Consider the following 11,794-nt stretch of genomic DNA (forward strand, 5'->3'; position numbering starts at 1 on the left):
ACGGTAGATCAACTGGGCAGTTATGAGTATTGGGAGTCGCAAGCGCTAAGTCTCGAAGAAAAGAAGTATTTAGCCTGGAGGCTCAAGCGTACGACGATAAGCAATGAAGAATTAGCCGAACTTATCGACGGATATAACCAACATGACGCGGCGCAAAAGGGATGGATACGCAATTTGGTATGAATCGCAGGGGAGGTTCAGCAGGTGGCTCGGCCGGCCTGAGACCTGCTCTCCCGCAGGCAAGTGGAACAACGCCTAAAGGGAAGGGCTTTGTGATAAAGTCCTGGGAAGACAGTCAGAAGATGGGGATCGTGTCTGGTGGAGGAAGTCATTGGAGCAGTAACAAGAAGAACAAAACGGGTGAGACGGCTTCAGGGAATGGCAAGAAAGCGAGTGGTGGAACGGAAGCAAGCTCTAAACCAGTAGAGAAGCCGCCAGAGACGAAACCAGGTTCGGGAAGTGCATCGTCTTCGAAACCGAATGCAGGAAATGCAGCGACAACGCCGAAAGATAGTACGACATCCAAGACGAACTCAGGACAATCTAAGCCAGCCAAAACAGGAGAGACGCCTTCGGAGAATGGCAAGAAAGCAAGTGGTGGAATGGGGGCAAGCTCTAAATCCGTAGAGAAGCCGCCAGAGTCGAAATCAGGTTCGGGAAGTGCATCGTCTTCGAAACCGAGTGCAGGAAACGCAGCGACAACGTCGAAAAATAACACGACATCCAAGACGAAACCCGAAAAAAGTGAAACGCCGAATGAAGTGAATACCTGGAAGCCGTCAACGAAGAAAAAGGACAAAGGTGAACCGCAGGGCGATACGAAGCCGCCTAAATCGCCTGAGACGAACAAACCAGAGGAGAATGCGAAAGGAACTGAGGGGACTGGGAGCAGTGGAACACCACCTCGGTATGGTGAAAGACAGATATCACAAGAAGAATATGATATGCTAAGAGATCAAACACCAACACAAACCTTGAGAGATAAAGTAAATGAAGGGCATGATAAGAAAACAGTAACTCGAGATGAAGTACTTCCTGGTAAAACTTTTAAGGGCGCATTGGAAGCTGATCATATTGTCTCAATGGATAGAATTTCTAAAATGGATGGTTTCGGAAAATTATCATATGCCCAGAAACTTGAAGTCTTAAATAACCCAGACAACTTTATTGGATTAAGTAAATCCGCAAACACTTCAAAGCAATCTAAGTCGTTTGAAGAGTGGACACATTACAAGAAAGGGAAAAAAGGTGAAATCGAAGTTAATTCTGAGTTTAGGGAAAAGATGATGGTAAAGGAAAAGGAACTTGAAAGAAAGTTACAGAAGCAAATTGATGACTTTAATAGTATTAATAACAAAGGAGATGACTAATAGATGGAAGAGAAACTTACTTATTTAAGAAAGTACAATAAAAACATTCGAATATTAAAAATAGATGAAATAAGTAAAATCGATGATAAAGTGATACCCATTGAATGGAGAAATTTATTTTATAATGACGATATTAAAGTGAGAATCGACTTGCTCTTGAACCTATGGGAAAAAAACGTAGGGAGAGAATTACGTAACACGATCTCTTATTTAAAAGAACATCTTATAAACATTGAAATAATGGAAGTTGAAAGTGTGTATTCTGTTTTATATACTATACAAAATTCCAAAGGACACATATTATATTACGAAGGACGTAATCCTCAAGGAGGTCATAAAAATTTGGAATTAGAAGAATCTTGGGGTGAGATACCTGCTACAATTCAAATTTTTTATGAGAATGTTCATGACGGTTTTTACTATTATGCAAGTGAATCAATGGGCTTGGTTCCATTAGAGTCAGTAACATATCTTGGTGATGAGGATCTTGAATGGAATATTGTTGATGAGTTAGAAGAACCGATAAAAATAAATCTAGATTCTTCGTTTGGTTTTTTTACTAATGGAATGGGTAGTTATGTTGCAATAGATTGTACAAATTGTACTGAGGATAATGCAACTTTTTGGTCTGCAAAAATAAAACCCAAATATAATATCAATTTTTGGAGCTATGTAGATGAATGGATTGTAATTGGTTTTGAAACATGACTTGTTGAAGGTTGGGCTAGTACCAGACGAACTCATCACTCAACAAAGAACACAGCTAACTCTTGCCCGTATATTGATTTCGCAATTCAGATGTAGGTACACAGTGCTTTAATTTTTACGGAATTATCACTATTAGGTGTATTGAACAGGTTGATTATGGTCAGATACAACCATAATTGACCTGTTTTTTAGTATCTTTGTTTTCTTACGTTTCAAATTTAATCACAACTGTGGAGTACGCCGCCCCGATAGGGAAAATGAAACCCTGACTTATCAGGAGGAGGTTACTGGAAAAAACTTTAAAGAGCAGATTAGAGGAGGTAGGAATTTCGAGTGAAGCCGAATTTATTTAATATATTAATGTATCCAACTGTAAAATTAAGAGAAAAACATATTTTGAATTGTTTATTGGATAGTTTTGAGTATGATGATAAGTTCACTCCCACTACATGGGGGAATAGTGAAATAATTCGTGTAGGCTACAATCGCCAAGAAATTATTGAAAGATCTTTCAATGATCTGTCACAAATATCAGAAGTACATCTCCAACGAGATAAAATGGTCAAATATTCAGGTTACTTTGAATTGGATTCAAACTTACGATCTTTTCTCAAGTTTTCCTTCGATAAATCTATGAATAGAAAACATTGGAGAGATGTTTTTGAATTGTCAGATCAACTTGCTGAAACAGTTAAGCCCCGTTACGGGATCACTCATATTTCTTGGCCAGCTGTAACGCCTTGGCAGACTGAAAAAGAAAAAATTCATAAATGGATGAATTTAAGTTCATATCCTGTTCCAGTAAAGTTTTTTCCTAATGGACCTCTAGGCATAGGAATGAGAACGTACTTAAGTGGAGATATTTTAGAAATGTTTGGTAGAGATGTTCTCGTGAAATGCCCCGCTGTTATTAAAGATTTAAGCTGGGGAGGAATACAAATTGATCTTGTAGAAAACCCTTGGGAATCTGATTTAGAACAACTGTTAGAACGATGGATGGAAGTCATGGAGTATTTAAATAAACTTGAAGTAATAGCTGTTCCAAACTTTGAAGACAACATGGGAGTTACATTTAACCCAAATAACAAATGGAAAGATTACTTGAGAAACTAAAATATGCTTGAAGGAGTATAACTGTGAGACATATAAACGACAGAGAAGAAGCCTTGGAGTTTCTAAATACTTACAAGTCAAATAAGAAAATGATTGATGACTTGAGGATTTCAGGAGTGGAGCTCTCATTCTTAGATTTATCAGAAATTATTATTAATCGCTTATATGCAAACGAAATAAATTTTAGGGCGACATCTTTTGTTGAAGTTTCATTCCGTGACTGTGAGTTTATTTCTACCGATTTTGAGAGTTGCAATCTTGAATACGCTGATATAGCTGATTGTGTTTTAAGTAAGGCAAACTTTATAAAGGCTCAAATGAAAAATACAGAAATTAAAATAAGTACATGTATAGAAACATGTTTTGATTATACTGATTTCACTAATGGCAGTTTGTATGGATCAGTACTTCAAAAGGCGACATTTCGCTTTTCCAATATGACAGGGATCAATGGCGAGGCTTCTATTTTCGTTGAAAGCGATTTATGCGGAGCAAACCTGTCGGATGTTACTGCCGTGAATGCAATATTTAAAAGTAGTAACTTCAAGGGGGCTGATCTTTGTAATGGAGACTTCAGAGATGCCGATTTTACTGGAGCGAATCTTCAAAATGTAAATTGGAAAGGAGCTAAAGTAGAGGGATGCAAGTTTGATGAAGAGATAAGAGAACAGGTAGAAAGACTAATTTGATACCTATAACAAGTCTAAGATTTGGAACAGCCTGGCGTAAACATAGGAATCTCTTTTCTAGATGAACATATCCTCGAAAGTGATCTATCCAACACTTCGTTATTTTGTTCAATAATACGGGAGTTATTTAATATGGTATAAACTTCAAACCACTAATAATAGGTAATTGCTGGGGTCGCTTTTATGAATAAAATATTGTTATACGAAGTGAGGTGACTTAAGATTATTGCAACTCAAGCAATGGGTACACTAGTCCTTTTTTGTGCCTGAATTTAAAGGGATGTCAAGAAAAATCCAATGAATTTGGACACCTTGGTGGTGTAAGTGAAGTTAAATAAGAAAGGACGATACTCTAAAAATGAAAAAAGATGAGTTGTTTGGAGAAATTGTTTATGAAGATTTATGGATAGGGACGACAGAGATAACTATGTTTGGGGAAAATCAAAAAATACTTTTGAATATTTATGCCGAAGAGAATGAGGAAATTACTCCGAACCAACGGGATGCTTTTTCGCAATTCAAAGCGAATATGCCTAGCATAGTAAAGGAAAGCGAAGATAAGATTTTAGAGTATTATTTAGAGAACTATGAAGATTATCGAGCAATGCAAAGTGATAGTAAAGAAGTTGAAAAAATTGCTCCAAAGATTTCATCAATAGAGGAGTTAGGGAAACTTGTTACGCCTACAGGTTTGCTAATAAGATATGATTTCGAAGATGGTATTAGAAGAGTAGGGATATTATGTGATTGCACTTGGGAACAAGAACATGGATTGGGTATTAGTGTTGAAAATGAAGAAGTAGTAGAAGTGGGTCTTCAAGATATTGTACTTTAAGAGGGTCTGTCAAACACTTAGTGTAAAATTGGTTTATAACCCAGCAACAAGATCGTACAATGCCRCAATGCGAGTTAGCCGCCCGTGTTCTCGTTTTCTTCATTCTCTGATAAGATGGCGGTAACCCCTATCCAGTGCCGAATGAACATGAACTCATCATTCAACCAATAACATTGTTAACCCATGCTATACCTAAATAATTTTTATTTCGGTTGTACGCACATCAAATGCTTTAATTTTATAATTTTATAACTTAAATAACATACTCCGATACAAATGAACAGTTTGGTTATGGTCAGATACCACCATGATTGACCTCTTTTTGTTATTTTCGCTTTCTCATCGATTTTTCATAATTTTTCGCAATTGTAGTATAATTCGCCTCGGTAGGGAAGATGAAATAATAATTGTATTATATAGGTAGGCTGCATTGGCTATTCAAAACGGTTAAAGCGAAGTTTATTTATAGTATCCGTAACAACCGCACCATTTGAATTTACAGAATTCTGGACGAAGGTGATTCCGTCATACTCTAACAAGGCATCGAAAAAAGGATAGATTCCGGTGAACAATTGAAAGAGAGAGTATGAATATCAATAAACGGATCAGGAACTGAAAAATTCGTTGGAATTTTTCTCTAGGCTCAAGCGTACGACGATAAGCAATGAAGAATTAGCTGAACTTGTGGACGGCTTATACTGGAAGTAAATCACCTTGTTTACGAAACATTGACGATTTTTTTGTCAGGTAACAAGAAGTTTGATGAAGTGGTAGATGACTATGCTACAGTTTTCGAGGAGAAAGTTACTTCAATTGCCCCATGAAAATGCAGAAATATATCAGGTGGGAAACGACCACAAGGAAAAACGTGGAATTATTTTAAAATCGAAGTTAGAATGGGATTAGTACCCATTTGTATACATAATTCCATAAATCATCAAGGTGGCAGAGCTCCAGGTGGGTTGGGCGCATGCTAAAAGAGATAAAAGTAGGGAGTTAAAAGAATGAGATTGAATGTTAATACAGCTGTTCTACCATTGCCGAGTGATGAGTTATTAGATGTAGTTGAACAAAGCTTGAGAGTTTTATTTCCCGAAGCTTATAGAATTTTTATTAAGGAGAATAATGGAGTTGTACCAATCACGAATGTTTTTAGTTTTAATCAGCATAAGTATCTTATTGAGAAATTTTTGTGTGTACTAGATGACAGTGAGTCTGATCCGATAAATGGTTGGTATGATATTGAAGTTATTATTACACAAATAGAGGATAGATTAACAGATAATAAAGATTTAGTAGGGATGAATGTAGTTCCTATTGCGGCGCTTTTTTCAGGAGATTTTATTTGTTTAGATTTTAGAGAAACAGGAGAGCCTACGGTAGTTATTTGGTTTCATGAGGAGTCAGAGGAGTTTTCTCCTGTGACACAACAGATCGCCCTCAATATATCTGAATTTTTTGAAATGCTAAAAGAGTAGGCCTTTTTTAGCTGAGTTACAATAAACTTTACCCATGTAATATCCGTTTAAAGATTTCTCAATTCCGTTGGTACCCAGATCAGATGCTTGGATTTTATAAGCGATAAACGCTAATACGTTACATTGGACGGGTTGATTATGGTCAGATACCAAAATGAATGACCTGTTTTTGTTGCGTTTATTTTCTCATAGGAGTTTTAAAAGCTACGCAAATCTAGGATATACGTCTCAATAGACAAGCTGCCTAAGCCATCGCACCTTCTAAGGATGGATAGTACGGCCATTAATATTGTGAAGAAAGAACTTTGCAATGACTGATGAGATACTAGCTGAGGAATGCTCGACTCCTGAGAAAAGTGGACTGCGGGTGATGTTGCATGGGGTTGGGGAACATAAAATCAAAGAGAAGCTAGGAGAGTGACGACATGTCTAACCTTATCCATGAACTATTTGGTGAAATTTCTTATGATTTATATTGGAGCGGACAACAGAAAATAAAAATGTTTGGAAAAGATATAGCACTAATTTTAAGTGTTGATGGAAATGAAGAAGGCGAATTTCACTTTGTCCAAAAAGAAGCATATACCAATTTTATTGGAAATATGGACGATATCATGACTAAAGTAGAAGCGGCTATCTTTGAGTATTATCAAGAAGTATACATGGAATATAGAGAAATGGTGGGAGAGGATGAAGGTGACAAGATTGCACCAATTATAGAAAATAAAGAAGAGTTAGATCGTTTAATTGAACCAACTCAATTGATTATTAGAAGAGTGCGAAAAAATGGAGTTAGAAGAATTGGGTTGCTTTTTAATTGTACTTGGGAAATAGAACATGGGCTTGCTGTGAAAATTGAGGATGAAGAAATCGTTGAGGTAGGCTTTCAAGATATAGTGCTATAACAGTATGAAGTTCCACCCCTTTTTTTTAAGGAAGGATAAAGATTTCTTCATTTCGGTTGTACGCATATCAAATGCTTGAATTTTATAAGCTAAATAACGCTAATACGTTAAATTGAACAGGTTGATTATGGTCAGATACTACCGTAATTGATCTGTTTTTTGTTATGTTCATTTTCTTGCGTTTCTTCAAATTATACTCGCAACTGTAAAATAACTTGCCCCGATGGGGAAGATGAAAAAATATCACCTTTGATATAGGCAGGCCTTATATTACGGTAGAAGAACTATTGGTAGGCTCAAGGACTAAGTCTGGAAAAACAAAAGTATTTATCCTGGAGACTCAAGCGTACGACGATAAGCAATGAAGAATTAGCCGAACTTATCGACGGATATAACCAACATGACGCCGCGCAAAAAGGGATGGAAACGCAATTCGATAGGAATCGTAGGGAGTCAGCAGATGGCTCAGCCGGCATGAGACAGCCTAGCTCTCCCACAGGCAAGCGGAACAACGTCTCTAAATTAGTAACAAGAAGTACAAAACAGATGAGGTCGCTTCATGGAGTGGCAAGAAAGCCAGCGATGGAGTGGAACCAAGCGTTAAACCAGTAGAGAAGCCGCCAGAGTCGAGACCAGTTTCGAAAGTGTATCGTCTTCGAAACCGAAAGGCACTGGGACGGTGGGTGAGAATGATGTGATTAGCTCTAAACTAGTTTATAGTAGAGTTAATATTGAGATTTGAGAGTAAAGATATGTTGTATATTATATTAGAAGCTGTAGATGGTGAGTTATATGAAAAAGTAATATTCACTCCTTTGTAGCGTGAAAAGAACGCTGGAATCTGCAGGAGATGGAACGGAGATGAGATTATGAAAGAAGCTGGGAATAACAACAACAAGAACGGTTTTAGAAAGGATAATGCTATAAACAATTTTAAGGATAATGAGCTCGAAAATGGCTCTATTTTGGCAGCAGCGGCCCATGAACTGGAGCAGATGGTGGATCAGGTCTGCAAACTGATTGGCACACCGCTCCCAGAAACGACAGAACTTCAGCGTCAGGTGCTTGCGGCTTTTGGTTTTGGCGCGGTATACAGTATTACTCACCGTGATCAATTAGTCGAACCTCAGGCTCATGCGCTGAGTATTCGGATGCTGATCAAGCCTTTTAACTATAGCGAACAACAGGCGGTTGATTTTGCTGACGATCTGATTCGTGTTGCATCCAATGAAGAGGTTCATCCAGTGATGAATACGATTATTCATCGCGGTATTAACGGACATGTTCAATTTGCACAAGAGGATTACGAGGCGCTGGCAAGTAATATTCAAGAGATTTTGGCGGCAGTACAGCAGCAAGGATAGATAAGCGAGAAACGTATAATAAATAGGGATGAGTGTTTTTGCTAAATTCGATGAGGAATAATAATAATATTCAATTCGTAGAGAATGATACGATACGCCTGCTATAGGTCAAAGGAGATTAGCCTTAGTGAGACAAACTAAACTCATTCTATTTGAAGGTCTTCCGTCTACAGGGAAATCTACAAATTCAGGATTTCTTTTAGATCAGCTTGAGAGAAGTGGTTTACGTTCAACATGGATTCATGAAATGGCCCGACCGCACCCTACGCTTTTTTTCTCTGAAGCTTCCTTGGACGAGAGAGAATATCTTGACTATATTTTACGCTTCCCTCAAACCGCATCGGCTTTGGAGAAACTGGCTTTTAAATATGGTAACTGCTATGGGATAGACCTATTAGAAATCGAATGGAATCATGATGATATTTTCTCTGAAGAGGCTATTCTCCATTTAAAGGAGTATGATGTTTGGAATTTCTCCATCGATCGTTATAAATTGGTCGCTTTGGAGAAGTGGAGGACCTTTGTTGAAAAGCAGATGAAGTTGAATGAGATTGTCATACTGGACAGCAGTATCTTTCAGTTTCAAATCTACAGTTTTCTGTTGGCGAATAGGACTTATGAGGAGTTAGCCGGTTTTATCGAGAAGCTCTTTGATATTATCGAGCCGTTAAATCCCAAACTGATTTATTTTTATCGGGAGAATACGAATGACACCATCGAGTATCTCATTCAAGAGCGTGGATTGCGTTTTCTGGAGAACATCTGGGAAAGAGATCGAAATCAACCTTACTATAAAGAGCGTGTTTCTGGTAGTGAAGGTTATAAAATGTTTTTAGTTGATTACGGGCAATATGCAAATAGACTTTTTACCAATACATCAACTCAGAAATTGGCTTTAGAGATTTCCGGTGGTAGTTGGTCAAAATATGAACATACATTGCTTCAATTCTTTGATTTACCATATGTGAAATCTGATCATAAGTACGGGAATTATCCTAGCGGAAAATACCACAACGAAATTCTCAATCAGATGATCGAAATCTCAGGAGATTACTTGATAACACCAAACGGTGGAAGAAAGCGAATTGTACCTAAATCCAAAAATGTGTTTTCATTAAGTGATATTCCCGTAAGGATTCAAATGTATGAAGAGAGTCTTGTTCTTACGGGTGGACAAATTTGTGAGCAATGGACGTCAAAAGGTACTGTGTTTAAGAAGATCGTGTGAAGCTAATGAATGGGCTACTTTAAAGGAGTCCCTTTCGACTTGCTGTGCCGACAGTTAGTAGAGCGCTTCATAATGTATACGAAAAGGGTTGTTCCCGTCATCATGACGTATGGAACAACCCTTTTTAGATTCCTATATTGTCGATCAAAAATCATATCGTGACTGATTATTTACCCAATATGGCTTTGAAACCTTCACTTAGCGGTTGAGCTGGGCGACCAAGCAATGTTTCTAACGTATCACTCTCAACAGCCAGCGCATCTTGGCGGATTGCACTCTGCATTTCAACTAACATCGATACAACAAAGTCAGGTAAACCTGCACCTTTCATGATGTCCGCGTAAGCTGCATCGTCCACATTCTGTACGTTGATTTCCTGTCCGAGTACTTCACCTGCAATGGCAGCAAGCTCAGCCTGTGTACGCAGTTTGCCAGACAATTCGTAAACCTTGTTCTCGTGTCCTTCTCCTGCAAGTACGGTAGCAGCTGCTTCGGCGTAATCACGGCGGGTAGCCCAGCCAACCAGGCTGTCATTCGTAGCGTGTACCCAAGGAGCGCCATGTGTTACGGCTTGTACACTACCAGCCTCATTTTCAAGGTACCAGTTGTTACGCAGGAAGGTATACGGAATACCAGATTCACGAATCGCTTGTTCTGTTTTGCGGTGTACCTCAGCGAGAGAGAGCGGGTTATGCTCTGCGTTGACAACACTTGTATAAGCGATGTAACCAACGCCGGCTTTTTTGGCGGCTTGAACGGCAGTCTGATGCTGACGAATACGTGTCTCGTTATCCCCGTCTGTGGAGATCAGTAGTAAGCGATCTACACCAGCGAAGGCTTTCTCCAGCGTTTCGGGCTGATCGAAATCCCCTTGACGAACGTCTACGCCCTGGGAGCGCAATGCTTCTGCTTTTTCTGGTGAACGCACACTAACAGCCAAATTTGCAGCAACTTTCGTTTTTAACAGCGCTTCTACGACCAGTGAACCAAGTTTGCCTGTAGCACCTGTAACTAACAATTTCATTTTTGTTTCCTCCTAAAATGTAGTTTGCAATATTCGCCTCGTTGGCAGCTTACTGTCTAACAATCGTGTATGTACAGCATCTCTATGGAGGTTGTAATTGTACAGCTTCCAAGGAGCAACTGTGGATGTGTGAAACGGAAAGGTTTATCTATGTAACTATAATAGTTACATAATAGGGGGTTGTCAATTTTTTGTTGTGTAATAACTGACTAATATAATCTGAATATATGGATAAAATTATTCGACCATTGGTTGTTAAGTTTTTTTAATTGTCCAATAAATGAGTTGTGGTTCTTAAGGAGTGTTAAAAAAGAAACATTTTTTATATGAATATATGTAAAAATGGTATTTTAGTACCAAAATTTTCAAGTTATTTAGAACTAATTTGAATTATGTGATTGCACATAAGAGAAGGTATATGTAAAAAACTTCGACAAAATAGAAAATTATGTATGAATTGACAAATGTAAAAGCGATTATATAATGTGGATATCTACAAATTAATTCATTTAGTTACAAATGATTCCAAAATAACAAATTGGCGGGAGTGAGACAGCAATGTGGTTTTTGGTTCTATGGTTATTTGGGCTTATTTCAGGGGCAGTTCATCTGTGGATGCTCGGTTTCCCAGGAGAAATGAGCGAGATTAGCAGAGTGTTATTGCTTCATCAGTTTGTGGTTACATTTGGACTTGTAGGTGTTATTGGTTACGTGGTTAACATTGCCAGAGCAGATCAAACAGCCAAGATGTTGGGTTGGCCAGGCGGACCGTTTCAGGTGAAATACGGATTTTCGCAAGTCGGGCTTGGTGTTATGGGGATTATGGCTATCTGGTTTCAAGGGAATTTTTGGGTTGGTGTGTTGGTTACGATGTACATATATGGTTTAAGTGGTCTATGGTCACATACTTATGTCATGATTAAAAATCGCAAGGCAGATGGAGATAGTATTGGTAATCTGATTATGGACGTCGTCTATCAAACATTTATCACGGTTCTTTCCATATTGGCTGGCGGCATCTGGGTAATGAGCTAAACAGGGACTGGATTTATGACAACACAGCTTGAACTTCAATTAATG

At 38.3% G+C, this 11,794-nt stretch carries 13 protein-coding genes; 12 read left to right on the forward strand and 1 reads right to left on the reverse strand.

Annotation, left to right across the window (positions count from 1 at the left end; translation table 11 throughout):
- The 11 genes from AB4Z30_RS20515 to AB4Z30_RS20565 all read left to right on the forward strand — a co-directional run.
- Positions 1 to 183: hypothetical protein (locus tag AB4Z30_RS20515; protein ID WP_441929330.1), on the forward strand; the 183-nt coding region annotated here is incomplete at its 5' end.
- The gene (locus tag AB4Z30_RS20520) at positions 162 to 1,370 is read left to right on the forward strand and encodes a hypothetical protein (protein ID WP_441929331.1); all 1,209 of its coding nucleotides are present in this window, start codon (positions 162 to 164) and stop codon (positions 1,368 to 1,370) included. The genes AB4Z30_RS20515 and AB4Z30_RS20520, both read left to right, overlap by 22 nt.
- 3 nt (positions 1,371 to 1,373) lie before the next feature.
- Positions 1,374 to 2,078 (forward strand): SMI1/KNR4 family protein, encoded by a 705-nt coding sequence (locus tag AB4Z30_RS20525; RefSeq protein WP_441929332.1) that lies wholly within the window; start codon positions 1,374 to 1,376, stop codon positions 2,076 to 2,078.
- A gap of 333 nt (positions 2,079 to 2,411) precedes the next feature.
- Positions 2,412 to 3,191 carry a hypothetical protein gene (locus AB4Z30_RS20530; protein WP_441929333.1) on the forward strand — a complete coding sequence of 260 codons (780 nt, stop codon included), beginning with the start codon at positions 2,412 to 2,414 and terminating at the stop codon, positions 3,189 to 3,191.
- Between the two features lie 23 nt (positions 3,192 to 3,214).
- Positions 3,215 to 3,880 (forward strand): pentapeptide repeat-containing protein, encoded by a 666-nt coding sequence (locus AB4Z30_RS20535; RefSeq protein ID WP_441929334.1) that lies wholly within the window; start codon positions 3,215 to 3,217, stop codon positions 3,878 to 3,880.
- Between the two features lie 358 nt (positions 3,881 to 4,238).
- On the forward strand, positions 4,239 to 4,715 hold the full coding sequence (locus tag AB4Z30_RS20540; protein WP_441929335.1) for a DUF6985 domain-containing protein: 477 nt from the start codon (positions 4,239 to 4,241) through the stop codon (positions 4,713 to 4,715).
- An 836-nt stretch (positions 4,716 to 5,551) separates the two neighbouring features.
- Positions 5,552 to 5,692: an HNH endonuclease gene (locus AB4Z30_RS20545; RefSeq protein ID WP_441929434.1), complete on the forward strand. Its 141-nt coding sequence runs from the start codon at positions 5,552 to 5,554 to the stop codon at positions 5,690 to 5,692.
- Positions 5,693 to 5,719: 27 nt separating this feature from the next.
- Complete coding sequence (locus AB4Z30_RS20550; RefSeq protein WP_441929336.1) at positions 5,720 to 6,193, forward strand: SMI1/KNR4 family protein; 474 nt, start codon at positions 5,720 to 5,722, stop codon at positions 6,191 to 6,193.
- Between the two features lie 425 nt (positions 6,194 to 6,618).
- Positions 6,619 to 7,098 (forward strand): DUF6985 domain-containing protein, encoded by a 480-nt coding sequence (locus AB4Z30_RS20555; RefSeq protein WP_441929337.1) that lies wholly within the window; start codon positions 6,619 to 6,621, stop codon positions 7,096 to 7,098.
- Positions 7,099 to 7,967: 869 nt separating this feature from the next.
- The gene (imm48, locus tag AB4Z30_RS20560) at positions 7,968 to 8,462 is read left to right on the forward strand and encodes an Imm48 family immunity protein (protein ID WP_441929338.1); all 495 of its coding nucleotides are present in this window, start codon (positions 7,968 to 7,970) and stop codon (positions 8,460 to 8,462) included.
- Between the two features lie 127 nt (positions 8,463 to 8,589).
- Positions 8,590 to 9,690, forward strand: a complete 1,101-nt coding sequence (locus AB4Z30_RS20565) for a hypothetical protein (protein WP_441929339.1) — start codon at positions 8,590 to 8,592, stop codon at positions 9,688 to 9,690.
- Between the two features lie 166 nt (positions 9,691 to 9,856).
- On the opposite strand, the gene AB4Z30_RS20570 is transcribed toward AB4Z30_RS20565, so the two are convergent.
- Positions 9,857 to 10,714 (reverse strand): SDR family oxidoreductase, encoded by an 858-nt coding sequence (locus tag AB4Z30_RS20570; protein ID WP_441929340.1) that lies wholly within the window; start codon positions 10,712 to 10,714, stop codon positions 9,857 to 9,859.
- A 558-nt stretch (positions 10,715 to 11,272) separates the two neighbouring features.
- Between AB4Z30_RS20570 and AB4Z30_RS20575 the strand changes: the two genes are divergently transcribed.
- On the forward strand, positions 11,273 to 11,749 hold the full coding sequence (locus AB4Z30_RS20575; protein WP_441929341.1) for a DUF6790 family protein: 477 nt from the start codon (positions 11,273 to 11,275) through the stop codon (positions 11,747 to 11,749).
- Positions 11,750 to 11,794: the final 45 nt, after the last annotated feature.

Source organism: Paenibacillus sp. 2TAF8 (assembly GCF_052114825.1).
Taxonomy (GTDB): Bacteria; Bacillota; Bacilli; order Paenibacillales; family Paenibacillaceae; genus Paenibacillus.